The following is a 24,376-nucleotide window of genomic DNA, read 5'->3' on the forward strand; positions in this document are numbered from 1 at the left end:
GTTTAATAACAATAGGTTAAATACGTGGACACGATTTTTGCACTGGCGTCGGCGCAGGGCCGGGCGGGGGTTGCGGTTATTCGCATCTCGGGCCCCGGGGCGCAGGATGCCGCGCGGCATCTGACCGGCGCGGCGGCGCCCCATCGGACAACGGCGCTGCGGCGGCTGACGGATGCCGCGGGTGTGCATCTGGATACCGGGGTGGTGATCGGGTTCGCGGAAGGCCAGAGCTTTACCGGCGAAGAGACGGTCGAGTTCCAGGTGCACGGATCGGTGGCGATCACCTCGGCCATCCTGCGGGAGCTTGGGACGCTGCCGGGGCTGCGGCTGGCGGAGCCCGGGGAATTCACGCGCCGGGCGCTGGAAAACGAGCGGCTGGATCTGACCCAGGTGGAGGGCCTGGCGGATCTTATCGAGGCGGAGACGGAGGCGCAGCGGCGGCAATCTCTGAAGCTTCTGGATGGCGGGCTTTCGGCGGCGGCGGAGCGGTGGCGCGCGCTGATTATCCGGGCGCTGGCGCTGATCGAGGCAACGATTGATTTCTCGGACGAGGAGCTGCCGGAGGAGACGTTTCGCGAGGCGCTGGGCCCGCTTGAGGAGCTTCGCGCCGCGCTTGAGGCCGAGGTGCGCGGGGCAGCGATTTCGGAACGTGTGCGCGAGGGGTTCGAGGTTGCGCTTGTCGGGCGCCCGAATGTCGGCAAATCGACGCTTCTGAACTGCCTGGCGGGGCGGGAGGCGGCGATCACCTCGGACATCGCGGGGACGACGCGCGATGTGATCGAGGTGCGGATGGATCTTATGGGGATCCCTGTCACGCTTCTTGACACGGCGGGCCTGCGCCCGACGGAGGACCAGATCGAGCGGCTGGGGATCGACCGCACGGTTTCGCGTTCGGAGGCGAGCGATATTCGTGTGATCCTGCTTGATCCCGAGGAGCCGGCGCCGCCGCTTGCGCCGCGGGAGGGCGACATCGTGCTTCACGGCAAGGGAGATCTGCCGGGCATGCCGGAGCCATCGGTTTCCGGGAAGACCGGCGCGGGGGTGGATCAGCTGGTGGAGGCGCTGGGGCGCACGCTGTCGGACCGGGTGGCGCAATCGGGCACGGCCATTCGCCAGCGCCAGCGGCTGGCAATCGAAGAGGCGGTGGCCTATGTAAGCGCGGCGATTCTGGAGGTTGAGTCTGGCCCCGCGCGCGCCGAACTTGCGGCGGAGCACCTGTACCGCGCGCTTCACGCGCTGGATGCGCTGATCGGGCGGGTGGATGTGGAGCGGGTTCTGGACGAGATCTTCGCGAGTTTCTGTCTCGGCAAATAGGTGGAGTGTTTCACGTGAAACATCCGGCATTCGATGTGATCGTGGTGGGTGGCGGCCACGCGGGGGCCGAGGCGGCCCATGCGGCCGCGCGCGCCGCTGCGCGTGTTGCGCTGGTGACGCTGCGCCGTGACGGGATTGGCGTGATGTCCTGCAACCCGGCGATCGGGGGGCTGGGCAAGGGCCACCTCGTGCGCGAGATCGATGCGCTGGACGGGGTGATGGGCCGGGTGGCGGATGCTGCCGGGATTCAGTTTCGCCTTCTGAACCGGAAGAAGGGGCCGGCGGTGCAGGGCCCGCGCGCGCAATCGGACCGCGCGGTGTACCGGTCTGCCATGCTGGCGGAGATCGCGGCGATGACGGGCCTCGAGATCATCGAGGGCGAGGTTGCCGATCTGGTGATGGTGGGCGAACGGGTGACGGGGGTGCGGCTGGCCGATGGGGCCGAGATTTCGGCCCCGGCGGTGGTTCTGACGACGGGTACCTTCCTGAACGGGGTGATCCACATCGGGCATGAAACCCGTGCCGGGGGCCGCGTGGGCGAGGCGCCCTCGATCGCGCTGGCCGAGCGGCTTTACGGGTTCGGCCTGCCGATGGGCCGCTTGAAGACGGGCACGCCGCCGCGGTTGAACGGCAAGACGATCGATTGGGATCGCCTGGAACCGCAGCCGGGGGATGATGACCCGGTGCTGTTTTCGTTCCTGAACCGCACGCCGCCCCTGCGCCAGGTGGCCTGCGCGATCACGCATACGAATGAGCGGACGCACGATATCATTCGCGAGAACCTTGGGTCGTCCGCGATGTATGGGGGCAAGATCGACGGGGTGGGCCCGCGCTATTGCCCGTCGATCGAGGACAAGATTACGCGGTTTGCGGACAAGACCTCGCACCAGATCTTTCTTGAACCCGAAGGGCTTGAAACCGATACGGTGTATCCGAACGGCATTTCCACTTCGCTTCCCGCGGATGTGCAGGAGGCCTATGTGCGATCCATCGTGGGGCTTGAGCGCGCGGAGATCCTGCAGCCCGGTTATGCGATCGAGTACGACTATGTCGATCCGCGCGCCCTGACCGAAACCCTGGAGATGCGGGATGTGCCGGGCCTGTACCTGGCGGGGCAGATCAACGGAACCACGGGATATGAAGAGGCTGCGGCGCAGGGGCTTGTTGCGGGCCTGAACGCTGCCCTGGCCGTGGCCGGGTGGGAGAAAGCGGTGTTCACGCGGCGCAGTTCCTACATCGGGGTGCTGGTAGATGATCTGATCACGCGGGGGGTGACGGAGCCCTACCGCATGTTCACATCGCGCGCGGAATTCCGGCTTTCGCTTCGGGCGGATAATGCGGATCAGCGGCTGACGCCGATGGGAATAGCGCTTGGCTGCGTGTCTGAGGGGCGGAAGGCGGCGTTTGAAGAAAAAGCGGCGGACATCGCCGCGGCAACGGATGCGCTGGCCGGCCGGCACTTCACGCCCGGGGCGTTGCGCGCCGCAGGGGTGAATATCGCGTCAGATGGTGGGCGGCGGTCGGCGCTGGAACTGCTGGCGTTTCCCGATGTCGATGTGGAATTGCTGCGCGGGATCGATCCGGAGATGGAGGAGATCGACGCGGAAATCGCGGAGCAGGTGAAGCGCGACGCGACATATGCGCATTACATCGCGCGGCAAACACGAGATGTAGAGGCTCTGCAGCGCGACGAGCAGCGGCGCATTCCGGCAGATCTGAGCTATCGCGCGCTCGGCGGACTGTCGAACGAGATGGTTTCGAAGCTGGAAGCAGCGCGACCCGAGACGCTGGCGCAAGCTTCGCGGATCGAGGGGATCACCCCGGCGGCGCTGACGCTGATCCTGGCGGCGATCCGCAAGCAGGAGCGACAGTCGGCGTGACCGGCGCGCGGAATCGCCTGGCCGAGACCTTCGATGTTTCACGTGAAACACTCGCGCGGCTCGATGCCTATGAGGCGCAGCTTCAGAAGTGGTCGCCCAAGATCAACCTCGTATCGAAAACGACGCTGGGCGATGCGTGGGAGCGGCACTTTCTGGATTCCGCGCAACTTTCGCGGCTTGCGCCCGAAGGGCCGCTTGAATGGGTGGATCTGGGTTCGGGGGGCGGGTTTCCGGGCCTCGTGGTGTCGATCCTGCGGCCCGAAGTGCGGATGACGCTGATCGAAAGCGACCGGCGGAAATCGGTATTTCTGAATACGGTGATCCGCGAGGTCGGGGCCAATGCGCGGGTGATCACCGCGCGGATCGAGGATGTTGAGCCGCAAGGGGCGGATGTGGTGAGCGCCCGGGCGCTCGCCGCGCTTGAGACGCTTCTCGACCATGCGCTGCGCCACGGATCGCCGGAATGCGTTGCCCTCTTCCCCCGCGGCGCGCAAAGCGCGTCGGATGTTTCGAAGGCACTTGAAACGCACAGGTTTCATTGCGAAACACATCCCAGCCTCAGCAGTGAGGACGGATCCATCCTTCGCATCATGGAGTTCGCGCGTGTCTGATCCAAGCCGGCCACCGGGCCCCAGAATCATCGCGGTGGCCAATCAGAAAGGCGGGGTGGGGAAAACAACGACGGCGATCAACCTGGGTGCGGCGCTGGCCGAGCAGGGGCACCGCGTTCTGCTGATCGATCTTGATCCCCAGGGGAATGCGTCGACCGGGCTTGGCCTGACCGTGGCGGAGCGTCGGTATACGACATATGACCTGATCCTCGACGAGGCGGAGCTGAGCGATGTGATCCACGAGACGACGACGGCGAACCTCTGGATTGCGCCGTCGACCACGGATCTGAGTTCGGCCGATATCGAGCTTGTGGCGAACGAGAAGCGTTCCTTCCTTCTGTATGATGCGCTGCGCCAGCCGGATATGGACCAGTTCGCTTTCGACTATGTGCTGATCGATTGCCCGCCGTCGCTCAGCCTTCTGACCGTCAATGCGCTGGTTGCATCGCATTCGGTGCTTGTGCCGCTTCAAAGCGAGTTCTTCGCGCTCGAAGGGTTGTCGCAGCTTATGCTGACGGTGCGGCAGGTGCGCGATTCCGCCAACCCGAACCTGCGGATAGAGGGCATCGTTCTGACCATGTTCGATGGCCGCAACAACCTGAGCCAGATGGTGGAAGAGGATGCGCGCGAGACGCTGGGAGAGATGGTGTTCGATACGATCGTGCCGCGAAACGTGCGGCTGAGCGAGGCGCCGTCTTACGCGATCCCGGTGCTGCAGTATGACAGCCGGTCGAAGGGCGCGGAGGCTTATCGAGCGCTTGCTCAAGAAATCGTGGGAAGGCATACTGAAACCACCAGATAATGTGGGGCGACACAATGGCCGAGAAAAGAGAACGCAAGGCACTGAAGCGCGGACTGTCGGCCCTTATGGCGGATGTCGCCCCGACGCCCCCGGCGGGCGAAGAGCCGGCGCGCAGCGCGGATATCGTCGTGCCGGTCGATCAGATCTCTCCCAACCCCGATCAGCCGCGGCGCATCTTTCAGCCCGGTGCGCTTGAGGAACTGGCGTCGTCGATCCGGGAGAAGGGGATCATCCAGCCCCTGATCCTGCGCCGCGATCCGGCGGATGAGGGGCGGTTCCAGATCGTGGCGGGGGAACGGCGCTGGCGCGCGGCGCAGATGGCGCAGGTGCATGCCGTGCCGGCGATCATCCGCGAGTTCGATGATACCGAAGTTCTCGAGATCGCGATCATCGAGAATATCCAGCGGGCCGATCTGAACGCGATGGAAGAGGCGGCGGGGTATCGCCAGTTGATGGAGCGGTTCGGGCATACGCAGGAGCGGCTTGCCGAGGCGCTGGGGAAGAGCCGGAGCCATATCGCGAATACCATGCGGCTTCTGGATCTGCCGATGGAGATTCAGACGCTGGTGCAGGACGGGAAGCTGACGGCGGGCCATGCCCGGGCGCTGATCACGGCGGAGGATCCGCTTGGGCTCGCCGGCCTGATCGTGCGCAAGGGGCTTTCGGTGCGGGAAGCGGAGCGGCTGGCGAAGAAGCCGAAGGCCAGCGCGCCCAAGCCGGCGGCGCCCCAGAAAGATGCCGATACGCGGGCGCTGGAAAGCGATCTGTCGGCGGCGCTGTCGATGGGCGTATCGATCGATCATACGCCAGGAGAAGAGGCAGGGCGGATCACGATCCGTTACAAGACGCTCGATGATCTTGATGAGCTTTGCCGCAGGCTGACGGCGCAGGGAGAGTGACCACTCAGGCGAAGATCTCTCGCAGGATGGCGTCGAGGAGCGGCCGCCCCTTCGGTGTGAGCCTGAGGGCGGTTTGATCCCTTTCAAGCCAGCCGTCTTCAGCTAATTTATTGATCTTCTTATAAATTTCTGCCTCAATCGGATAGGATTGAAGCCGATCAGCGGAAATTCCGTCTCGCAGCCTGAGCCCCATGACGAAAGCTTCGAGAATCTCTTCTTCCTTCGACAGAAGCGCGCGCGGCGTTTCGCCTGACCCGGACCTTACATCCTCTAGCCAGGCCCCCGGCGCGCGGCGCGTCTCGGTGGCGAACCGTTGCCCCCCGATGGTCAGGCGGCCGTGGGCGCCGGGGCCGATGCCGGCATAATCGCCGCCCGTCCAGTAGATCATGTTGTGCCGGGATTCCTCGCCCGGGCGCGCGTGGTTCGAGGTTTCATAGGCCGGAAGCCCCGCCGTTTCCGTCAGGCTTTGGGTGATGTCGAACATATCCGCCGCGCGATCCTGATCCGGCAGGCCCGACAGGCCCCCCGCCGCATGGCGTGCACCGAAGGCTGTGCCCGGTTCGATCGTCAGTTGATAGAGGGAGAGGTGGGACGTGCCGAAGCTCAGCGCCCGGCGGAGTTCCCGTTCCCAGGTTTCCGGGGACTGATCCTGCCGGGCATAGATCAGATCGAAGCTTGCCCGACCGAAGACGGTGAGCGCGGTGTCGAGCGCAGCAAGGCCCTCGTCCACAGAATGAAGCCGGCCGAGGCGTTTCAGATCGTCGTCATCGAGCGCCTGAAGGCCGAGCGAGACGCGGTTGACGCCCGCGGCCCTGAGATCTTGAAAGCGGGCCTTTTCCACCGAGGTCGGGTTCGCCTCGAGCGTGATTTCAAGATCGTTCGTGGTGCGCCAGCCCGCGCGGATATCGTCGATCACCTGTGCGACCGTCGCGGGCTCCATCAGGCTGGGCGTGCCACCGCCGAAAAAGATCGTGGAGACGACGCGATCTGGGAGTTCCGTTGCGAGGCGGGCGATTTCGGCACGATAGGCGGCGCGCCATGCGTCATGGTCTATTCCGGCCGAAACGTGGCTGTTGAAGTCGCAATAGGGGCATTTGGCCGCGCAAAACGGCCAATGCACGTAAATGCCGAAGGACGGAGGGGGTTGATCAGCCAAAGGTGCCTTGCACGAGCTTGGCGAAGGCATCGGCGCGGTGAGACATGGCGTGTTTTGCCGCGGGCTCCATCTCGCCGAAGGTGATGTCGTGGCCTTCGGGGATGAAGACGGGATCGAAACCGAAGCCGTTCGTTCCCCGCGGGGGCCAGGTGATGCGGCCTTCCACGCTGCCTTCGAACACCGCATCCGTTCCATCGGGCCAGGCAAGGCAGAGCGTGCAGACGAAGCGCGCGGTGAAGGGTGCCGCCGCCCCGGTGTTCTGAAGTTCCGTCCAGACCCTCTCCATCGCCATGTAGAAATCACGGCCCTCGGGCGTTTCCGCCCAGTCGGCGGTGTAGACGCCGGGCGCGCCATCCAGCACCGCCACTTCGAGGCCACTGTCATCGGAAAGCGCGGGCATGCCCGAAGCGCGGGCGGCCGCATGGGCCTTGATGCGCGCGTTGCCCGCGAAAGTGGTTTCGGTTTCTTCGGGAACCGCGAGGTTCAGATCGCCCGCCGACGTGACCATCACCCCGCGCGGTTCCAGCAGCGCCGCGATTTCGCGCACCTTGCCCGCGTTGTGGGACGCGATCACGAGCGTCTGGCCGTCGAGCCTCATGCGCCGGTCGCCGCCTTCTGGCTTGCCACGAGGCTGTCGGTGCCCCTGCGGGCGAGATCGAGAAGCGCCGTCATCTGATCGGTGCTGAAGGTGCCGCCTTCGGCGGACATCTGAACCTCGACCAGCTGGCCCGTGCCCGTGATCACGAAGTTTCCGTCAACGCCCGCCTCGCTGTCTTCGGGATAGTCGAGATCAAGGAGAGGCTGGCCCGCATAGATCCCGCAGGAAACCGCGGCGACATGATCGATCATGGGATCGGACAGGACATCGCCTGCCTTCATCAGCTTGTTGACCGCAAGCCGCAGTGCGACCCACCCGCCGGTGATCGAGGCGCAGCGCGTGCCGCCGTCAGCCTGGATAACATCGCAATCGACGGTGATCTGGCGTTCGCCAAGGGCCACGCGATCGATCCCGGCGCGCAGCGAGCGGCCGATAAGCCGTTGAATCTCTTGCGTGCGACCGGACTGGCCGGCCTTCGCTTCGCGGCGCATGCGCGAATGGGTGGATCGGGGCAGCATCCCGTATTCCGCCGTTACCCAGCCCAATCCGCTGTTCTTCAGAAACGGGGGCACGCGTTCGTCGACGCTGGCGGTGCACAGAACATGGGTGTCGCCGCACCTGATCAGACAACTGCCTTCCGCGTGGCGCGTCACATCCGTTTCGATCGAAACGGGGCGCATTTCATCTATTTGCCGTCCGGAAGGCCGCATCACTCTCTCCATCCTAAGGGGGTGCGGTCAGATAGCGGGTGCGCGATGGTCGATGCAAGCCTGATTGAAATTCCCGTCAGCCGCATTTAACTCGTGGATGGCCTCAACGTGGGATGAGATGGCGCGCAACGCGGACATTCTGGACGAGCTTAACGACCGCAGCCGCGAGGTGTTTCGGCGGGTGGTGGAAGGCTATCTTCTGTCCGGCGATCCAGTGGGCAGCCGGACGCTGACGCGAACCATGTCGGAAAAGGTAAGCGCCGCGACCGTGCGAAACGTGATGCAGGACCTGGAGTTTCTGGGCCTGCTGGACAGCCCGCATATTTCGGCAGGGCGGGTGCCCACCGAAAAGGGGCTTCGGATGTTCGTTGACGGGCTTCTCGAGGTTACCGAGCTGTCCGAAGAGGAGCGTCACAAGATCGAGGCGACGCTTGGCCCGAAGGCGGCGGATGTTCAGGGGCTTCTCGACCAGGTGGGTTCGGCGCTTTCGGGCCTGACACAGGGTGCGAGCCTTGTTCTGACCCCGAAATACGAAGCGCCGATTCGGCATCTTGAGTTCGTGTCGCTGGCGCAGGACAGGGCGCTTGTCGTCGTGGTGTTCGCCGACGGCCATGTCGAGAACCGCGTTTTCACGCCGCCGCCGGGGCAAACGCCGGCATCGATGCGGGAGGCCGCGAATTTCTTCAACGCTTTCGCGGAGGGCCGGACGCTTTCGGAAGTGCGCGCCACCATCGCGAGGGAAATCGACGCGCGGCGTCAGGAGCTTGATGCGCTGGCGCAGGACATGGTGCAAAGCGGCCTTGCCGTCTGGGAGAACGAGGGCGAGGGCACGGAACGCCTGATCGTGCGCGGCCGCGCCAACCTTCTGGAAGGCCAGGAAACGGAGCAGGATTTCGAGCGCATCCGCCAGCTTTTCGACGACCTGGAGCGCAAGAAGGATATCGCGAACTTCCTTGAACTGACGGAACAGGGCGAGGGCGTACGCATTTTCATCGGATCGGAGAACAAACTCTTCTCACTTTCCGGTTCCTCTTTGGTCGTGTCTCCGTATATGAACGCTGACCGAAAGATTGTCGGGGCGGTGGGCGTGATTGGGCCCACCCGGCTCAACTATGGACGAATCGTGCCGATCGTGGATTACACCGCACAACTCGTCGGGCGGATGCTCTCTGCTAAGGAGTAATGAGGCGCAGAATGGCGAAATCGCAGGAACAGGACATTCAGGACGACGCGACGGAGGCCGAAGCGGCCGAGGCCGCGGATGGCGAGGGCACGCCCCTCGATATCGACGATGCTGTCGACGAAGTTGAAATGCTTCAGGGCCAGCTTGATGAAATGCGCGACCGGTTCATGCGCGCGCTGGCCGATGCCGAGAACATGCGCAAGCGTTCGGAACGCGACCGGCGCGAGGCAGAGCAATACGGCGGATCGAAGCTGGCGCGTGACATGCTGCCGGTCTACGACAACCTGTACCGGGCGCTGGAAGCCGTGCGGGACGAGGAGAAGGAGCCGAACAAGGCGCTTCTCGAAGGTGTCGAGCTGACGATGCGGGAGCTTCTGAACGTGTTCAAGAAGCATGGAATAGACACTGTTCAGCCCGAAATCGGCGATACGTTCGACCCGCAGATGCACCAGGCGATGTTCGAGGCGCCGGTGCCCGGAACCAAGGCGGGAGAGATCATTCAGGTGATGGCAACCGGCTTTGTCCTGCATGAACGGCTTTTGCGGCCCGCGCAGGTCGGCGTCAGCTCCACCCCGGCGTGATCGGCATGGCTCCGCCCCGTTTTTCGTAAGGGGTTTCGGGCCATCCGGCGTCGGTTTATAACGAAGCGGACGGATCGACGAAGCGCGGCCAGGAGAATGCCGACCAACCGATCCCGCGGCAACTGAACAGGGCAGAGACAAGATGCAGTTTGCGAAGATCCTATGCACCGTTGGCATAGCGGCCGGCCTGACAGGGGGCGCGGCATTTGCGCAGGAGGAAAGCTCCAACAGGGTGGCGGCCAAGACCGACTGGTCGGTTTTCGTCGAGCCCGATCCGATGGAGTGCTGGGGCGTTTCGGCGCCGAAAGAAACGGTGAACACCCGCGACGGCCGCGTGGTTGCCGTGCGGCGCGGGGATATCCTTCTTTTCGTGACGTACCGGCCGGGCGACAATGTTGAGGGCGAGGTTTCCTTCACCGGCGGCTATCCTTTTGCGGAAGGCTCTACCGTGACGCTTGAAGTGGGCGATGCGTCCTATGAGCTTTTCACCGAGGGCGAATGGGCCTGGCCGGCGACGACGGGCGACGATGCGAAGATCACCACGTCGATGAAGCGTGGATCCGAAGCGGTGCTGACCGCGCGGTCATCGCGCGGGACGGTGACGAAGGACACCTTTTCGCTTCTGGGGTTCACCGCAGCGCTGGAAGAGGCCGAGGCCCGCTGTTCGGGGTAGACTAGACTAGGCGACCGGGCCCGATTGCCCTATATGAGCCCGGATCACTTCAAGGTTCGAGTCTCATGTCTGCCAGCGCGCCGATCACACAGGATGTTCTGACGATCCCCCGGAAGATGCCGGAGGGGTTGCGAAACCTTGTCGGCCTGACGCGCGAGGGCCTGAAGGCGGCGCTTCTCGAGGCCGGGACGCCGGAAAAGCAGGTCAAGATGCGGGTCGGCCAGATCTGGCAGTGGATCTATCAGAAGGGCGTGCGCGATTTCGGGGCGATGACGAACCTGTCGAAAGCCTATCGCGATGAACTTGCCGCACATTTCGTGATCGAGGTGCCCGAGGTGGTGCGGCGCGAGCTTTCCGCCGATGGCACTCGGAAATACCTGGTGCGGATCGCAGGCGGGCACGAGGTTGAAACCGTCTATATTCCCGAGGCGGATCGCGGAACGCTTTGCATTTCAAGCCAGGTCGGGTGCACGCTGACCTGTTCGTTCTGCCATACGGGCACGCAGAAGCTGGTTCGGAACCTCACCGCGGGTGAAATCGTCGGCCAGATCATGCTGGCGCGCGACGACCTGGGCGAATGGCCAGAGCCGGGCCGGGCGCCCAAGAATGAAACCCGGCTTCTGTCGAACATCGTGCTGATGGGGATGGGCGAGCCGCTTTACAACTTCGAGGCGGTGCGCGACGCGATGCAGATCGCGATGGATGGCGAGGGGATTTCGCTGTCGCGGCGCCGGATCACGCTGTCGACAAGCGGCGTCGTGCCGGAAATCGCCCGCGCGGCGGAGGAAATCGGCTGTCTTCTGGCCGTGTCGTTTCACGCGACGACCGACGAGATCCGCGACCGGCTTGTTCCGATCAACCGGCGCTGGAACATCCAGACGCTTCTTGATGCGCTGCGGGCCTATCCGCGGCTTTCGAATTCGGAGCGGATCACCTTCGAATATGTGATGCTGGACGGGGTGAATGACAGCGACGAGGATGCCCGGCGTCTCGTGAGCCTGATCCGGGGCATTCCGGCGAAGATCAACCTTATCCCATTCAACGAATGGCCCGGCGCGCCATACCGCCGGTCGCCCTGGCCGCGGATCGAGGCCTTTGCCGATATCGTCTACAAAGCCGGTTACGCCTCGCCGATCCGGACGCCCCGGGGCGAGGATATCATGGCGGCCTGCGGCCAGCTGAAATCCGCGACGGAACGCGGCCGGAAGAGCAAGGCTGAGATCGCCGCGGAAACCGGCCCTTAAGTTCACCATCGGTTGATTCCAGGGGGCCCCGGCCTGAGCGCCGGGGTGTTCGACTGTCTGCCTGATTAAATTGTATATACAACGATTGAATGTATATACGATTAACAAATGTATATACAAATATCTTGCGAAAAAGCCTCTGATCCCTAGTTTTAAGGGGGTTCGCCGCAAATCGGGCTGATGGCATGGCTTCGGACGACACCAGTGATATCCGCGCGCGCCTTGCCGCGCTTGTGGACGGGTCGCGGCATCGGGACATGCCGGAACGACCGCATGCCGTGCCTGCCCAATCACTCGAAACGCCGTATCCCATCCATGACGGCGAAGCGGTGCAGGCGAAAGGGCGAGGCCCCCAGAAAGCCCCGACGAAAATCGCGATCAGCATCCGGCTTGATCGCGACCTCGTGGAAGCGCTTCGCCAATCCGGGCGCGGCTGGCAATCGCGTGTCAACGCGTGGCTGCGCGATCACCTGGAGGGCACAGGGTCACCGGCCGAAGAGTTTGCCCGTCACCCAGAGGAAGACAACGGCCCCGATCACCGCCACGACCAGCGCGCCCCAGAAGGTTGAGGCGCCGCCGATCCCCACGAGATTGAAGAGAAACGCCCCCACATAGGCGCCGATGACGCCGACCACGAGATTGCGCAGAAGCCCGTGATCACGATCCATCAGCTTTTCCGCGATCCAGCCCGCGAACAGCCCGACAATCAAAAATGCAAACCAGCCCAGTCCCATCAGTGCCTCCCCGGGATCGCGGTGCGTTTCACACCGGCATCCTTCCAGTTGTCGATACGGTGTACAGCCTCGTCCGCCGTCTCGACGAATGCAAACAGTTCAAGGTCTTCCGGCGAAATCGTGCCTGCGTCGGACAGGGCATCCCAATCGATGATCCGCGTCCAGAAATCGCGCCCGAAGAGGAGGATCGGCACGCGTTCCATCCGCCCCGTCTGGACGAGCGTCAGGGTTTCGAACAACTCATCGAGCGTGCCGAAGCCGCCAGGGAAGACCGCGACGGCGCGCGCGCGCATCAGGAAATGCATTTTGCGGATGCCGAAATAGTGGAAATTGAAGCAGAGTTCCGGCGTGACGTATTCGTTTGGCGCCTGTTCGTGCGGCAGAACGATGTTGAGGCCGATGGACACCCCGCCCGCCTCAGCCGCCCCGCGGTTGCCCGCCTCCATCACGCCCGGGCCGCCACCGGTGACCACGACATTCTCACGGTGCCCCGATGAAATGCTGCGCGCCGTCATGACGCGGGCGAATTTCTGGGCCTCGGTGTAGTAGCGCGACAGATCCGCCAGCGTCTTCGTTCGCGCGCTGTCGACGTTGACGGGATCGGGGATGCGCGCCCCGCCGAAGAGCACGATAGTAGACTCTATTCCAGCCTCGGATTGCAGAGTTTCGGGCTTCAGAAGCTCGAGTTGCAAGCGCACGGGCCGTAAATCATCGCGGCAGAGGAAATCGGGATCGTTGAATGCCAGCCGGTAGGCCGGTGCCCGGGTTTGCGCCGTCTCCGGCGCGATCTGGCTGGACTCGATGTCCTCATGGGCGTCGCGAAACACCCGCTTCCTGTCATCCATCATGCTGCCGTCGCTCCTCGTTGCGCAGTCTTCCTCAACCGATTATAGGCCACCGGAAACCGGGGCCAGCTTGAAATCGGAGAGTGTCATGTCAAACGCCGCACTGGAGGCCGCCATCGAGGCCGCCTGGGAAACCCGCGATCAGATCACGCCCGCGACGACCGGGGAGACCCGAGAGGCCATCGAAGATACGCTGAATGCGCTGGATGGCGGGACGCTTCGGGTTGCGGAGCGCGGGGAAGATGGCACCTGGCATGTCAACCAGTGGGCCAAGAAGGCGGTTCTTCTGGGCTTCCGCCTTAAGGATATGGAGCGCCAGGCCGGCAGCGCCCAGGGCGGGGCCTGGTGGGACAAGGTCGACAGCAAGTGGAAGGACTGGGGCGACAACCAGTGGCGCGCCGCCGGATTCCGGGCCGTGCCGAACTGTGTCGTGCGCAAATCGGCCTATATCGCGCCGGGCGTGGTGCTGATGCCGTCCTTCGTGAACCTCGGCGCCTATGTCGACAGCGGCACGATGGTGGATACCTGGGCCACCGTGGGATCCTGCGCGCAGATCGGCAAGAACGTTCACCTGTCGGGTGGCGTCGGGATCGGCGGCGTGCTGGAGCCGATGCAGGCGGGGCCGACGATCATCGAGGACAACTGTTTCATCGGCGCGCGATCGGAAGTCGTCGAAGGCGTGATCGTGCGCGAAGGCTCGGTTCTCGGCATGGGGGTGTTCATCGGCCAGTCGACGAAGATCGTCGACCGCGCGACCGGCGAGGTGATGTATGGCGAGGTGCCGCCCTATTCGGTGGTCGTCGCCGGTTCGATGCCGTCGACCAACGGGATCAACCTTTATTGCGCGGTGATCGTGAAACGGGTGGACGAGCGCACGCGGTCGAAGACGGGAATCAACGAGCTTCTGCGCGACTGATCGCCTAAACCGCTAAAGATTGCCCGATTTTGGCGCCGATCCCCGGGGAAATGTGGCGTCTGGCCCGTTCTGCGGGCGAACTGTTCCGCAAAACGGCACAGTCTGTTTGCCGTTCCCGGTGCAATATGCCCAGCCACCGCCCGCCTGCGGACGCACCGTTCCGGCAATCCTGTGGCCATGTGTACGAGTGCGGTGTCCCATGTCGGGTTTCGACGATTGCAAGCAGTGCGTGACTTGCGGGCCGTCGCACGGACGGCCACGCAAGCTACGATCCTGAGGCTGACGGCGGGCTATTCCGAAGACGGGTAAACGGCGTTCTGGGCGCTCGACCGGGAGGGCGGGTTTCGCCTGTCCGAACCCGGCCTGGCGCAATCGCTTCTTCTTGCCGCAAGCCTGCCGGACGACTATTTCGATGCCTTCCGGGTGGCGACCGCGATTCTTCTTGCCGACCGGCTTCAGAACGGGCTGATCGAGGACAACCTGTTCTGGTACTGGGATGCGTTCCAGGACCATTACACCCTGATGCCGGCGTGGCAGCGCGCGGCGATCATGAACGGCTATGCCCAGGCGCATCGCGATAACCTTGTCGATCTGTTCGATCCGCCATCGCCGGAGGTGCGGCAGAGCCATGACAGGGACGCGGTTGAACGGGCCTTTGCCGAAGCGGCGCCCGAGGCCGTGCCGCCGGGGTGCGCGGCGGGCGCGGTGCTTCTGGGGGATCCGGAGCTTGGGAATGCCCTTTGGAGCCTCTTTGCCACGCAGGGCGGCCCACAGCCCCTGACAGGAATGGCGCTGCGCCACATCTATGAAACGAACCCCGCCTTCGATCCGCTGCCCGGCCAGTGGTTCGACGCGATGGGCGAGAGCCCGCCGCCGATCCCCCGCGCCGACCGGGATTGAGGCTTGCGGCGCACCGGCCGATCTGACAGGTCGAGAGCATGAGCGGCGCTTCGGATATCGACCACGTGTTTTCCCTTCTCGTCGAAGTCGGGCGGCGCAAGGGCGATGACCTTCCCGAGGGTGCCTCGGGCGCTGCGCTGTTCTGCTATGTCCCCGCGCGGAAGGAAGACGAGGCTGTGCGCGAAACCGTGGCGATCCTGAAGGACGCCGGGCTCGCGCCGCTCGAAGTCACATCCTATGGGACGTTTCGGGAGCGCAAGGAGGCGGGGCAGGAGATCGCCGAGGAGGAGGCGGAACTCATGCGCCGTGCCGTCGAGCAAGATGCCGTTGTGATCGCCGAGATGCAGCCGCTTTACGAAGACAAGACCAAATCCGGGGCCAAGGATGACTGATCGCGCAGAGGGCGGGGAGACAGGGGCCGATCCGGTCGCGCTGACGCAGGCGCTGGTGAAATGCCCGTCGGTGACGCCAGACGATGCGGGGGCCCTTGCGGTGATGGAGGATTTCCTCGGGCGCGCCGGGTTCACGTGTTTCCGCGCCGACCGGAACGGGATCGTGAACCTTGTCGCCCGCTACGGCCCGAAGGGGCACCCGCGCAGTTTCGGGTTCAACGGCCATACCGACGTGGTGCCGACCGGCGCGGCCGGGGATTGGGCCGATCCGCCCTTCGACGCGGTGATCCGGGACGGGAAGCTGTTCGGTCGGGGGGCGGCGGACATGAAATCGGGCGTGGCGGCCTTCGCCGCCGCCGCGGTGGATTTCGTGGGCGCGGGGGCGTTCGATGGCGCGATCGTGATCACGATCACGGGCGATGAAGAGGGCGACGCGACCGATGGAACGACGGCGATCCTCGACTGGATGGCCCGAGAGGGTGAAACGATGAGCGCGTGCCTCGTCGGCGAACCGACCTGCCCCAACGAGATGGGCGAGATGATAAAGATCGGGCGGCGCGGGTCGATGACCGCCTATTTCACGGTGACGGGGGTGCAGGGCCATTCCGCCTATCCGCACCGTGCGAAGAACCCCGTTCACGCCATCGCCCGGCTGGCCGATCGCCTTGCCTCGGAAACGCTGGACGAGGGATCGGAGCATTTCGACGCCTCGACGCTTGCCGTCACCACCATCGACACCGGCAACCCCGCGAACAACGTCATTCCCGGGGAGGCGCGTGCGACTGTCAACATCCGGTTCAACGATCTTCACAGCTCTGCCTCGCTGACGGAGTGGCTTGGTGGCGTTGCCGCGGACGTTTCGGGCGCCACGGGATGCGAGATCACCTTCACCACGAAGGTATCCGGCGAAAGCTTCATCACCCCGCCGGGGCCCCTGTCGGAGATGGTTCTGGACGCCGTGGAAAAGGTGACGGGCCGCCGCCCCGAGCTTTCGACCAGCGGCGGCACGTCGGATGCCCGCTTCGTCCAGGCGCTGTGCCCGGTTGTGGAGTTCGGCCTTGTGGGCACCACGATGCACAAGGTGGACGAGCACGTGGAGGTGACGCATATCCGCCAGCTCAAGGATGTATATTCCGAGATCCTCGGTGCCTATTTCGCGGGATAGGCGGCCTGCCCTGATCGTGATGGTGAAGGCGCCCCGTCCGGGGCGTGTGAAGACCCGGCTTGGGCGCGACCTCGGGATGGTTCCGGCGGCGTGGTGGTACCGGCACCAGGTGCGGCGGCTTCTGCGCCGGCTGCGCGACCCGCGGTGGAGGATCGTGCTGGCCGTTGCGCCGGATCTTGACCCGCTTCACCTGCGGACCTGGCCTTCCGACGTCGTTCAGATGCCGCAGGGCCGGGGCGATCTTGGGGCGAGAATGGCGCGGGCCCTGCACGCGGTTCGGGGGGCGCCCGCACTTCTTATCGGTTCCGACATTCCCGGTATCGACCGGGCCGTCATCGGCGAGGCTTTCGACCGGATGCGGGGCCATGACGGGGTGATCGGCCCGTCGGAAGACGGGGGCTACTGGTGTATCGGACTTGGTGCGCGGCGCCGTCTTCCGCCCGGGGCCTTCGCCGGCGTCCGATGGTCAACGGATCATGCCCTTGACGATACGGTGCGACGCCTCGCGCCGCTTGCCCTTGCCCGCGCACGGCGGCTTGCCGATGTGGACCGGGCTGAGGATCTGCGCCGCCAATAATCGACATGACGGCATCCCGCAGCCGTGCTAGCCGGGGGCATGGCACGGCTTCCTTCCAAGAAAGAGATCCTCGACTGGATTTCCCAGCATCCGACGCAGACGTCGAAGCGCGATATCGCGAAGGCGTTCGGTATCAAGGGTGCGGACCGGATCGATCTGAAGCGGATCCTGAAGGATCTTGAGGCCGAAGGGCACCTTGAAAAGCGCCGCAAGACCTATCGCGACCCCGAGCGGTTGCCGCCGGTTGCCGTTCTCGAGGTGCTGGAGCCCGATGCGGATGGCGATCTGACCGCCCGCCCGCTTGAATGGGCCGGGACGGGCGACAGCCCCCGCATTCACCTTGCCTTGCGGCGATCGGACCCCGCGCTTGGCCCCGGCGATCGGATCCTCGCGCGGCTGACGCTGGTGGAGGGTGAGGACAAGGTTTACACCGGCCGCCTGATCCGGCGCATCGGCCACAGCCCGCGCCGGATCCTCGGCGTTCTGAAGATTGGGGCGGAGACGGGGCGGATCCTGTCCATCGACAAGGGCGCGGATCGCGAATGGCTCGTGCCTGCGCGGGATCTGAACGGGGCCGAAGACGGCGAGTTGGTGGAGGCCGAACAGATCGGCCCGAAGGACCGGATGGGTCTGCCGAAGGCGCGGGTCGTCGAGCGGCTGGGCAACCCTTCGGAGCCGAAGGCGGTTTCGCTGATCGCGATTCACCAGCACGGGATCCCCAACCGGTTTCCCGAGGCGGTGCTGAAAGCTGCCGAGGCGGCGACGGAGGCGACGGCGGAGGGACGCGAAGACCTGCGTGACCTGCCTTTCGTCACCATCGACCCGGCCGATGCGCGGGACCATGACGATGCCTGCTGGGCCAGGCCCGACGATGACCCGGGGAACCCCGACGGCCACGTGATCTGGGTGGCGATCGCCGATGTGGCGCATTACGTGCGCCCGGGATCCGAGCTTGACCGCGAGGCGCGCCGCCGGGGCAATTCCACCTACTTCCCGGACCGGGTGGTGCCGATGCTGCCCGACCGGCTGTCGGGCGATCTGTGTTCGCTGCACGAAGGGGTCGACCGGCCCTGCATCGCCGTCGAGATGCGGGTGGATGCGGATGGCGCGCTTCTGTCGCACAGGTTTGCGCGCGCGATGATGCGGTCGCGGGCGAGCCTTGTTTACGAAGAGGTCGAGGCCGCACGGCAGGGCGAGACGACGGAGCGGACGGAGCCTTTCGTGACGGAGGTGATCGCGCCCCTTTACGCCGCTTACGAGGCGCTGACCCGGGCGCGCAAGGCGCGTCAGCCGCTCGACCTCGATCTTCCGGAACGGCAGATCATCCTCGACCAGAAGGGCCGCGTGCGATCGGTCGCGTTCAAGGAACGGCTGGATGCGCACCGGCTGATCGAGGAGTTCATGGTGCTCGCGAATGTCGCGGCGGCGGTGGATCTGACGGCCCGGCGCACGCCGCTTCTGTTCCGGGTTCACGAGGAACCCGCGCCCGAAAAGCTCGACGCGCTGCGCGAGGTTGCGGAAGCCTCGGGGCTTGTGCTTGCGAAGGGGCGGGTGCTTCAGACCAGCCACCTCAACACGCTTCTCGCGCAGGCCGAGGGCACGGATTACGACGAGCTGATCAACCTCACCACCCTTCGGTCGATGGCACAGGCCTATTACAGCCCCGACAACCTCGGGCATTTCGGCCTTGCGCTGAAGAAATACGCGCATTTCACCTCGCCCATCCGGCGCTATTCCGACCTGGTTGTGCACCGCGCGCTGATCCGCGCTCATGGCTGGGGCGAGGACGGGCTTTCCGACGGCGAAATGGAGGATCTGGAGGCGACTGGCACCCATATCTCGGAGACCGAGCGCCGTTCGATGACCGCCGAGCGCGATACGACCGACCGCTATCTTGCCGCCTTCCTTTCCGAACGGGTGGGGACGGAGATGACCGGGCGCATTTCCGGGGTCGCGCGATTCGGCGCTTTCGTGAAGCTGGATGAAACCGGGGCGGATGGGCTTGTACCGATTCGCGAGCTGGGGCGGGAGTTCTTTCACTTCGACCGGGAGAGCCAGACCCTGATGGGGGCCGATACCGGCATGACCATCGGAATCGGCCAGCGCGTGACCGTGAGGCTGGCGGAAGCCGTGCCGATCACCGGCGGCCTGAGGCTTGACCTGATCGAGATCGAAGACAAGGCCATGCCCGCGCCAACCCCCCGCAAACGCGGGGCAAAACGGGGCGGCGCGCCGAAAAAGAAGCGCGTCGTACGCCGCCGCCGCAAGTAGCAACCTGCCGCCGACCGCGATGAACCCGCTTTGGAGATCGCGGGATTTCCGCTACACTGGGCCAGAGCAGCAAAGACCAAAAAAATGCAGGTGCCCTTATGCGATCTTTTCTGGTTGCCGCCGTCCTCGCTGTGGCGGGTAGCGGATCCTTCGCCATTGCGCCCGACATCTCGCCCCGCCCGGAGGCCCGCATTCCCGGGCTTGTGGAGGTGAGCGTCGAGGCCCGCGTGTCGAACGTGGCCTTCGAGCGCTGGATTTCCGAATTCCGGCGCCGCGCGGTGGCGCAGGGCATCCGGCCCCAAGTGTTCGACCAGGCGTTTCAGTCGGTGCGCTATGACACCGACGTCATTCAGCGCGACAGGAACCAGGCGGAATTCACCAAACAGATCTGGGAATACCTGGAATCGGCGGTGTCTGACACACGGGTGAAGAACGGCAAGGCGGCACTGCGGGATCACAAGCGCACGCTTGCCGCGATTGAGGCGCGTTATGGCGTGGAAGCCGAGGTCGTCGTCGCGATCTGGGGGCTGGAAAGCGCCTATGGATCGTTCCGGGGGAACACGCCGATCATCTCTGCCCTCGCGACACTGGCCTTCGACGGGCGGCGCGGCCGGTTCTTCGAGGAACAGCTGATCGCGGCCTTGCGCATCGTGCAGTCGGGGGATGTGCGGCCCGACCGGATGACCGGATCCTGGGCCGGTGCGATGGGGCATACGCAGTTCATTCCGACCTCGTACCTGGCCTATGCACAGGATTTCGACGGCGACGGGCGGCGGGATATCTGGTCGGACGATCCGACCGATGCGCTGGCCTCGACCGCGGCCTATCTTGCGCGCTTCGGCTGGACGAAGGGGCAACCCTGGGGGATCGAAGTGCGGCTGCCGCGCGGCTTCGACTATTCCCAGTCGGGGGAGCGGATCAAGAAATCGGTGGGCGAATGGATGGCTGCCGGGGTGCGCGACGCGGCGGGCAACCGCATTCCCGAACACGGGCGCGCCTCGATCCTGCTGCCCGCGGGGGCGCAGGGCGCGGCCTTCATGATCTTCGACAATTTCCACGTGATCGAGCGCTACAATACGGCGGATGCCTATGTGATCGGGGTCGGCCACCTGTCCGACCGGATTGGCGGGGGCCGCCCGATCCAGGCCAACTGGCCGGTGGATGACCGCGCGCTGAGGTTCTCGGAAAAGCAGGAGATGCAGCGCCGGCTGACAGGGGCCGGGTTCGATACGCAGGGCGTCGACGGCATCATCGGGCCGAACACCATCCAGGCGATCCGCCGGTTTCAGCGGTCGGTGGGCATGATCCCCGACGGTTATGCGAGTTACGAGATCCTGCGCCGCCTGCGGTAGCCGTTCAGCCCCGGTGCGAGCTTCGGTCGAAGCCGCCCGACTTGCCTTTTTCCCACGCATCCGTGCGGGTCAGCCCGGTGGCGTCGGAGAAGTGCCGACCGACGGGATTTGCGTTTCTCGGGTGGCGGCCGGACGGCCCCGCTATCGCGCGCCGCTGGGTGCCGGGCGGCGCGGTGTCTGCCACCGCCTGCCCGGGGGGCGGCGTCAGCCGGTGCCTGAGGAAGGCGATCGGATGCTTTCGAAGCGTCAGGCGCATGGAGACGTAATCTTCGATCACCTCCTCGCCCTCCGTCATCTGGGGAAGATGGGCGGCGGGCTCGAAAATCGCCTCTCCGTCGATATCGCCGGAAAAGAGCGGCAGGGGCGTATCCGCGACCAGCGCCTTGGCATCCCAAAGCGCGTCGCGCCGCCCGAGCCCGAGCGTGGCGAAGGCATCGGCCTCGCTCAGCCGGTGCAAGGTGCGGGGCTCCACCCCGGCGCGGCGCCATACATCCTCGACACTGCCATAGCCGTTGCCGCGCGCGGCGGTGATCCAGGCCGCATCCTCTTCGCGCATCCCCTTGATCTGCCGGAAGCCGAGCCTGAGCGCGAGCCGCCCGTCCTGCGCCGGTTCCATCGTATTGTCCCAGTAGGAGCGGTTGATATCGACCGGCCGCACCTCGACCCCGTGTTCGCGGGCGTCGCGGATGATCTGGGCGGGGGCGTAGAAGCCCATGGGCTGTGAGTTCAGAAGCGCGCAGGCGAAGATTCCGGGGTGATGGAACTTGAGCCACGAGGAGGCATAGACCAGAAGCGCGAAGGAGGCCGCGTGGCTTTCGGGAAAGCCGTAGCTGCCGAAGCCCTCGATCTGGCTGAAGCAGCGTTCGGCGAAATCCTCGTCATAACCATTCGCGCGCATGCCCTTGAGGAAGCGGCCGCGGAATTCGCTGACATTGCCGTGTTTCTTGAAGGTGGCGAGCGAGCGGCGCAGGCGATCGGCCTCTTCCGGCGTGAAGCCTGCGCCCACGATCGCGATCTGCATCGCCTGTTCCTGGAACAGCGGCACGCCCAGCGTCTTGCCCAGCACCTGGCCCAGTTCATCGGAGGGGAACCGAACCTCTTCCTCCCCGTTCCGCCGTCTGAGGTAGGGGTGCACCATGTCGCCCTGTATGGGCCCCGGCCGGATGATCGCCACCTCGATCACGAGATCATAGAAGCAGCGCGGTTTCATCCGGGGCAGGAAGTTCATCTGTGCCCGGCTTTCGACCTGGAACACGCCCAGGCTGTCGGCCTTGCACAGCATTTCATAGACTTTCGGGTCTTCGGGCGGCAGCGTCGCAAGGCTGTAGGCGGTGCCGTGATGCTGGCGGATAAGGCCGAAGGCCTTGCGGATGCAGGTCAGCATTCCGAGCGCCAGAACATCGACCTTCAGAATGCCCAGCGTATCGATATCGTCCTTGTCCCAGGGGATGACCGTCCGATCCTCCATCGTCGCGTTCTCGACCGGTACGAGTTCGTCAAGCCGCCCCTCCGTCATGATGAACCCGCCCACGTGCTGCGACAGGTGGCGCGGGAAGCCCTGGATCTCGTAGATCAGTTCCATCGTCTGGGCGAGCCGCCGGTCGGTGGGATCAAGCCCGATTTCGCGCAACCGCTGATCCTCGAGCCCGTTGGTCGAGAAAAAGCCCCAGAGTTGCGAGGAGATGGCGCTGATCGTGTCTTCGGTCAGGCCCATGACGCGGCCGACCTCGCGGATCGCCCGCTTGCCGCGATAGTGGATGACCGTGGCGCAGAGCCCCGCGCGGTGGCGGCCATAGCGTTCGTAGATATGCTGGATCACCTCCTCGCGGCGCTCGTGTTCGAAATCGACGTCGATGTCGGGGGGTTCGTTCCGCGCCTCGGAAACGAAGCGTTCGAACACCATGGTGCCGATTTCCGGGCTGACGCTGGTGATGCCGAGACAGAAACAGACGACGGAATTCGCCGCCGACCCCCGGCCCTGGCAGAGGATATCGCGCGACCGGGCGAAGGCGACCACGTCGCGCACGGTCAGGAAGTAGGGTTCGTAATTCAGCTTCGCGATCAGCGTAAGCTCGTGTTCGAGCATCGCGCGCACCTTTTCCGGCGCACCCGCGGGGTAGCGCCAGTTGAAGCCCTCATGGGCGAGGCGCCGCAGCCTGTCGGCGGGGCTTTCGCCATCGGCCACTTCGGAAGGGTATTCGTAGTGCAGGACGTCGAGCGAGAAGGTCAGCCGGTCCGCCACGGCCTGTGCCCGGGCCACCGCGCCCTCGAAGCCGTCGAAGAGGCGCAGCATCTCGTCCTTCGCGCGAAGCCGCTGTTCGCCATTGGCGAGCGCCGCGCGGCCAAGCGTTTCCACCCTCGCCCCGAGCCGGATTGCCGTCAGCACATCGGCAAGCCTTCGGCGCCGGCCGTGATGCATGCGCGGCGCGGCGGAGGCAACGGTGGGCAGGCCCATTTCGTCTGCAAGCCGGGTGAGGTGGCCGAACCGCTCGCGATCCTGCCCGTCATAGCGGGGCGCAAGCATCAGGTAGCAGTGTTCGGGAAAGGCCCGCACCAGCCGCCGCGCATCGGCCAGCCAGTCGGGGCCGCCGGGGTGGATCAGGAAGATCTGACCCTCGCCCCAGTCGAGCACATCCCTGAGCGTCAGGTGGCAGCTGCCCTTTTCCGCCCTGAGCCGGCCGAGGGAGATCAGCCGGCAAAGCCGCCCCCAGGCCGTGCGGTCGGTGGGCAGCGTGGTGACGGTGAAGCCATCCGTCGTGACGATCCGGGCAGCCGGCAGAAGGCGCGGGGCGTTCAGGATATCGGCCGACCGGGCGCGGGGCAGGTGTGCGGGCCGTGGCGGGCCGATTTCGGGGGCCTCCCGGCGCAGCTGCACCGCGCGCGCGATTTCCCGCGCCTCGGTATGGGCGCGCACGATCCCGGCGACCGAATTCTCGTCGGCGATCGCCACCGCCGAAAGCCCCAGAAACCCGGCACGGGACATGTATTCCTCGGGGTGAGAGGCCCCGTGGAGGAAGGTGAAGTTGGAGGTGGCGTTGAGTTCCGCGAACATGACGCGGAGTATATTCACGTTTTGTTCTTCTGTGGAGTCGTTAAAGCGCGCCCTCGAACTCCGCCATCACCGCTTCGTAGACGGGGCGCTTGAACGGCACGATCTGTTCGACGACCTCAGAGGCCGGCAGCCAGCACCAGCGCGAGAATTCCGGGTGATCGGTGTCGATCCGGATATCGGCATCCGAGCCCCCGAACCGCAGGAGGAACCATTTCTGCTCCTGCCCCCGGAACCGGCCCTTCCAGAGCTTACCTATCAGATGGTCGGGCAACTCGTAGCGCACCCAGTCCGACGTTCCGGCCTCGACCGTCACAAGCCTTGCGGGAACGCCGGTTTCTTCCCAAAGCTCGCGGAGCGCCGCCGCTTCGGGCGTTTCGCCCGGATCGATCCCGCCCTGCGGCATCTGCCAGGCGCCCGGCGTGTCGATGCGTTCGCCGACGAAGACACGGCCGTCGGGATGGGCAAGAACAACCCCGACGCAGGGCCGGTAGGGAAGAGTGCCCCGATCGGTCACCGGGACG

Annotated in this window: 24 protein-coding genes; 17 read left to right on the plus strand and 7 right to left on the minus strand. The window is 65.1% G+C overall.

What is annotated here, in order from left to right:
* Window positions 1-24: 24 nt before the first annotated feature.
* From mnmE to RXV90_RS04000, 5 genes are read left to right on the plus strand one after another with little or no spacing between them, the layout of a single operon-like run.
* Window positions 25-1,314: a tRNA uridine-5-carboxymethylaminomethyl(34) synthesis GTPase MnmE gene (mnmE, locus tag RXV90_RS03980; RefSeq protein WP_316647025.1), complete on the plus strand. Its 1,290-nt coding sequence runs from the start codon at window positions 25-27 to the stop codon at window positions 1,312-1,314.
* Between the two features lie 14 nt (window positions 1,315-1,328).
* Window positions 1,329-3,194, plus strand: coding sequence for a tRNA uridine-5-carboxymethylaminomethyl(34) synthesis enzyme MnmG (gene mnmG, locus RXV90_RS03985; RefSeq protein ID WP_316647026.1), 1,866 nt, complete (start codon window positions 1,329-1,331; stop codon window positions 3,192-3,194).
* The gene (gene rsmG, locus RXV90_RS03990; protein WP_316647027.1) at window positions 3,191-3,805 is read left to right on the plus strand and encodes a 16S rRNA (guanine(527)-N(7))-methyltransferase RsmG; all 615 of its coding nucleotides are present in this window, start codon (window positions 3,191-3,193) and stop codon (window positions 3,803-3,805) included. The genes mnmG and rsmG overlap by 4 nt, the downstream gene beginning before the upstream one ends.
* On the plus strand, window positions 3,798-4,607 hold the full coding sequence (locus tag RXV90_RS03995; protein WP_316647028.1) for a ParA family protein: 810 nt from the start codon (window positions 3,798-3,800) through the stop codon (window positions 4,605-4,607). The genes rsmG and RXV90_RS03995 overlap by 8 nt, the downstream gene beginning before the upstream one ends.
* A 14-nt stretch (window positions 4,608-4,621) precedes the next feature.
* The gene (locus RXV90_RS04000; RefSeq protein ID WP_316647029.1) at window positions 4,622-5,506 is read left to right on the plus strand and encodes a ParB/RepB/Spo0J family partition protein; all 885 of its coding nucleotides are present in this window, start codon (window positions 4,622-4,624) and stop codon (window positions 5,504-5,506) included.
* Window positions 5,507-5,510: 4 nt separating this feature from the next.
* Here RXV90_RS04000 and hemW read toward each other — a convergent pair whose 3' ends face one another.
* From hemW to rph, 3 genes are read right to left on the minus strand one after another with little or no spacing between them, the layout of a single operon-like run.
* The gene (gene hemW / locus RXV90_RS04005; protein ID WP_410482338.1) at window positions 5,511-6,692 is read right to left on the minus strand and encodes a radical SAM family heme chaperone HemW; all 1,182 of its coding nucleotides are present in this window, start codon (window positions 6,690-6,692) and stop codon (window positions 5,511-5,513) included.
* On the minus strand, window positions 6,655-7,260 hold the full coding sequence (gene rdgB, locus RXV90_RS04010) for an RdgB/HAM1 family non-canonical purine NTP pyrophosphatase (RefSeq protein ID WP_316647031.1): 606 nt from the start codon (window positions 7,258-7,260) through the stop codon (window positions 6,655-6,657). The genes hemW and rdgB overlap by 38 nt, the downstream gene beginning before the upstream one ends.
* The gene (gene rph / locus RXV90_RS04015) at window positions 7,257-7,970 is read right to left on the minus strand and encodes a ribonuclease PH (protein ID WP_316647033.1); all 714 of its coding nucleotides are present in this window, start codon (window positions 7,968-7,970) and stop codon (window positions 7,257-7,259) included. Before rph ends, rdgB begins: the two co-directional genes overlap by 4 nt.
* 118 nt (window positions 7,971-8,088) lie before the next feature.
* On the opposite strand from rph, the gene hrcA reads away from it, so the two are divergent.
* From hrcA to RXV90_RS25825, 5 genes are all read left to right on the plus strand, one after another.
* Window positions 8,089-9,153, plus strand: a complete 1,065-nt coding sequence (gene hrcA, locus RXV90_RS04020; protein WP_316647034.1) for a heat-inducible transcriptional repressor HrcA — start codon at window positions 8,089-8,091, stop codon at window positions 9,151-9,153.
* Between the two features lie 11 nt (window positions 9,154-9,164).
* Window positions 9,165-9,734 carry a nucleotide exchange factor GrpE gene (grpE, locus tag RXV90_RS04025; protein ID WP_316647036.1) on the plus strand — a complete coding sequence of 190 codons (570 nt, stop codon included), beginning with the start codon at window positions 9,165-9,167 and terminating at the stop codon, window positions 9,732-9,734.
* A gap of 142 nt (window positions 9,735-9,876) precedes the next feature.
* A complete protein-coding gene (locus RXV90_RS04030) occupies window positions 9,877-10,407 on the plus strand; it encodes an invasion associated locus B family protein (protein WP_316647038.1) in 531 nt (176 codons plus the stop codon).
* Between the two features lie 65 nt (window positions 10,408-10,472).
* Window positions 10,473-11,651: a 23S rRNA (adenine(2503)-C(2))-methyltransferase RlmN gene (gene rlmN, locus RXV90_RS04035; RefSeq protein WP_316647039.1), complete on the plus strand. Its 1,179-nt coding sequence runs from the start codon at window positions 10,473-10,475 to the stop codon at window positions 11,649-11,651.
* A gap of 257 nt (window positions 11,652-11,908) precedes the next feature.
* Window positions 11,909-12,220: a BrnA antitoxin family protein gene (locus RXV90_RS25825; RefSeq protein ID WP_410482341.1), complete on the plus strand. Its 312-nt coding sequence runs from the start codon at window positions 11,909-11,911 to the stop codon at window positions 12,218-12,220.
* Here the strand turns inward: RXV90_RS25825 and RXV90_RS04045 are convergent.
* Both RXV90_RS04045 and RXV90_RS04050 read right to left on the minus strand, forming a co-directional pair.
* A complete protein-coding gene (locus tag RXV90_RS04045; RefSeq protein ID WP_316647041.1) occupies window positions 12,137-12,385 on the minus strand; it encodes a GlsB/YeaQ/YmgE family stress response membrane protein in 249 nt (82 codons plus the stop codon). The genes RXV90_RS25825 and RXV90_RS04045 overlap by 84 nt on opposite strands.
* On the minus strand, window positions 12,385-13,233 hold the full coding sequence (locus RXV90_RS04050; RefSeq protein ID WP_316647042.1) for an LOG family protein: 849 nt from the start codon (window positions 13,231-13,233) through the stop codon (window positions 12,385-12,387). The genes RXV90_RS04045 and RXV90_RS04050 overlap by 1 nt, the downstream gene beginning before the upstream one ends.
* An 85-nt stretch (window positions 13,234-13,318) precedes the next feature.
* On the opposite strand from RXV90_RS04050, the gene dapD reads away from it, so the two are divergent.
* The 7 genes from dapD to RXV90_RS04085 all read left to right on the plus strand — a co-directional run bounded on the left by dapD (window position 13,319) and on the right by RXV90_RS04085 (window position 20,803).
* Window positions 13,319-14,146 (plus strand): 2,3,4,5-tetrahydropyridine-2,6-dicarboxylate N-succinyltransferase, encoded by an 828-nt coding sequence (gene dapD / locus RXV90_RS04055; protein WP_316647043.1) that lies wholly within the window; start codon window positions 13,319-13,321, stop codon window positions 14,144-14,146.
* A gap of 423 nt (window positions 14,147-14,569) precedes the next feature.
* Complete coding sequence (locus RXV90_RS04060; protein WP_316647044.1) at window positions 14,570-15,046, plus strand: hypothetical protein; 477 nt, start codon at window positions 14,570-14,572, stop codon at window positions 15,044-15,046.
* A gap of 38 nt (window positions 15,047-15,084) precedes the next feature.
* On the plus strand, window positions 15,085-15,438 hold the full coding sequence (locus tag RXV90_RS04065) for a hypothetical protein (protein WP_316647045.1): 354 nt from the start codon (window positions 15,085-15,087) through the stop codon (window positions 15,436-15,438).
* Window positions 15,431-16,603: a succinyl-diaminopimelate desuccinylase gene (gene dapE / locus RXV90_RS04070; RefSeq protein ID WP_316647046.1), complete on the plus strand. Its 1,173-nt coding sequence runs from the start codon at window positions 15,431-15,433 to the stop codon at window positions 16,601-16,603. Before RXV90_RS04065 ends, dapE begins: the two co-directional genes overlap by 8 nt.
* A 19-nt stretch (window positions 16,604-16,622) precedes the next feature.
* Window positions 16,623-17,180, plus strand: a complete 558-nt coding sequence (locus RXV90_RS04075; RefSeq protein ID WP_316647047.1) for a TIGR04282 family arsenosugar biosynthesis glycosyltransferase — start codon at window positions 16,623-16,625, stop codon at window positions 17,178-17,180.
* A 39-nt stretch (window positions 17,181-17,219) separates the two neighbouring features.
* Window positions 17,220-19,451 (plus strand): ribonuclease R, encoded by a 2,232-nt coding sequence (gene rnr / locus RXV90_RS04080; RefSeq protein ID WP_316647048.1) that lies wholly within the window; start codon window positions 17,220-17,222, stop codon window positions 19,449-19,451.
* 98 nt (window positions 19,452-19,549) lie between these two features.
* Window positions 19,550-20,803: a lytic murein transglycosylase gene (locus RXV90_RS04085; protein WP_316647049.1), complete on the plus strand. Its 1,254-nt coding sequence runs from the start codon at window positions 19,550-19,552 to the stop codon at window positions 20,801-20,803.
* Between the two features lie 4 nt (window positions 20,804-20,807).
* Here the strand turns inward: RXV90_RS04085 and RXV90_RS04090 are convergent, their stop codons facing one another.
* Together RXV90_RS04090 and RXV90_RS04095 are read right to left on the minus strand one after the other, a co-directional pair.
* Window positions 20,808-23,855, minus strand: coding sequence for an error-prone DNA polymerase (locus RXV90_RS04090; protein ID WP_316647171.1), 3,048 nt, complete (start codon window positions 23,853-23,855; stop codon window positions 20,808-20,810).
* A 40-nt stretch (window positions 23,856-23,895) separates the two neighbouring features.
* Window positions 23,896-24,369, minus strand: a complete 474-nt coding sequence (locus RXV90_RS04095; protein WP_316647050.1) for an RNA pyrophosphohydrolase — start codon at window positions 24,367-24,369, stop codon at window positions 23,896-23,898.
* Window positions 24,370-24,376: the final 7 nt, after the last annotated feature.

The organism is Ovoidimarina sediminis, assembly GCF_032586175.1.
GTDB lineage: Bacteria > Pseudomonadota > Alphaproteobacteria > Rhodobacterales > Rhodobacteraceae > Ovoidimarina > Ovoidimarina sediminis.

What these genes read in the sequence shown, in the direction of transcription:
- RXV90_RS04050 (WP_316647042.1), bottom strand. Translation starts at nt 13,233, where the DNA reads ATGATGGATGACAGGAAGCGGGTGTTTCGCGACGCCCATGAGGACATC.
- RXV90_RS04065 (WP_316647045.1), top strand. Translation starts at nt 15,085, where the DNA reads ATGAGCGGCGCTTCGGATATCGACCACGTGTTTTCCCTTCTCGTCGAA.
- rlmN (WP_316647039.1), top strand. Translation starts at nt 10,473, where the DNA reads ATGTCTGCCAGCGCGCCGATCACACAGGATGTTCTGACGATCCCCCGG.
- rnr (WP_316647048.1), top strand. Translation starts at nt 17,220, where the DNA reads ATGGCACGGCTTCCTTCCAAGAAAGAGATCCTCGACTGGATTTCCCAG.
- RXV90_RS04075 (WP_316647047.1), top strand. Translation starts at nt 16,623, where the DNA reads ATGGTGAAGGCGCCCCGTCCGGGGCGTGTGAAGACCCGGCTTGGGCGC.
- RXV90_RS25825 (WP_410482341.1), top strand. Translation starts at nt 11,909, where the DNA reads ATGCCGGAACGACCGCATGCCGTGCCTGCCCAATCACTCGAAACGCCG.
- hrcA (WP_316647034.1), top strand. Translation starts at nt 8,089, where the DNA reads ATGGCGCGCAACGCGGACATTCTGGACGAGCTTAACGACCGCAGCCGC.
- RXV90_RS04030 (WP_316647038.1), top strand. Translation starts at nt 9,877, where the DNA reads ATGCAGTTTGCGAAGATCCTATGCACCGTTGGCATAGCGGCCGGCCTG.
- hemW (WP_410482338.1), bottom strand. Translation starts at nt 6,692, where the DNA reads ATGCCTTCGCCAAGCTCGTGCAAGGCACCTTTGGCTGATCAACCCCCT.
- RXV90_RS04090 (WP_316647171.1), bottom strand. Translation starts at nt 23,855, where the DNA reads ATGTTCGCGGAACTCAACGCCACCTCCAACTTCACCTTCCTCCACGGG.
- rph (WP_316647033.1), bottom strand. Translation starts at nt 7,970, where the DNA reads ATGCGGCCTTCCGGACGGCAAATAGATGAAATGCGCCCCGTTTCGATC.
- rdgB (WP_316647031.1), bottom strand. Translation starts at nt 7,260, where the DNA reads ATGAGGCTCGACGGCCAGACGCTCGTGATCGCGTCCCACAACGCGGGC.
- RXV90_RS04000 (WP_316647029.1), top strand. Translation starts at nt 4,622, where the DNA reads ATGGCCGAGAAAAGAGAACGCAAGGCACTGAAGCGCGGACTGTCGGCC.
- RXV90_RS04085 (WP_316647049.1), top strand. Translation starts at nt 19,550, where the DNA reads ATGCGATCTTTTCTGGTTGCCGCCGTCCTCGCTGTGGCGGGTAGCGGA.
- dapD (WP_316647043.1), top strand. Translation starts at nt 13,319, where the DNA reads ATGTCAAACGCCGCACTGGAGGCCGCCATCGAGGCCGCCTGGGAAACC.
- grpE (WP_316647036.1), top strand. Translation starts at nt 9,165, where the DNA reads ATGGCGAAATCGCAGGAACAGGACATTCAGGACGACGCGACGGAGGCC.
- dapE (WP_316647046.1), top strand. Translation starts at nt 15,431, where the DNA reads ATGACTGATCGCGCAGAGGGCGGGGAGACAGGGGCCGATCCGGTCGCG.
- RXV90_RS04045 (WP_316647041.1), bottom strand. Translation starts at nt 12,385, where the DNA reads ATGGGACTGGGCTGGTTTGCATTTTTGATTGTCGGGCTGTTCGCGGGC.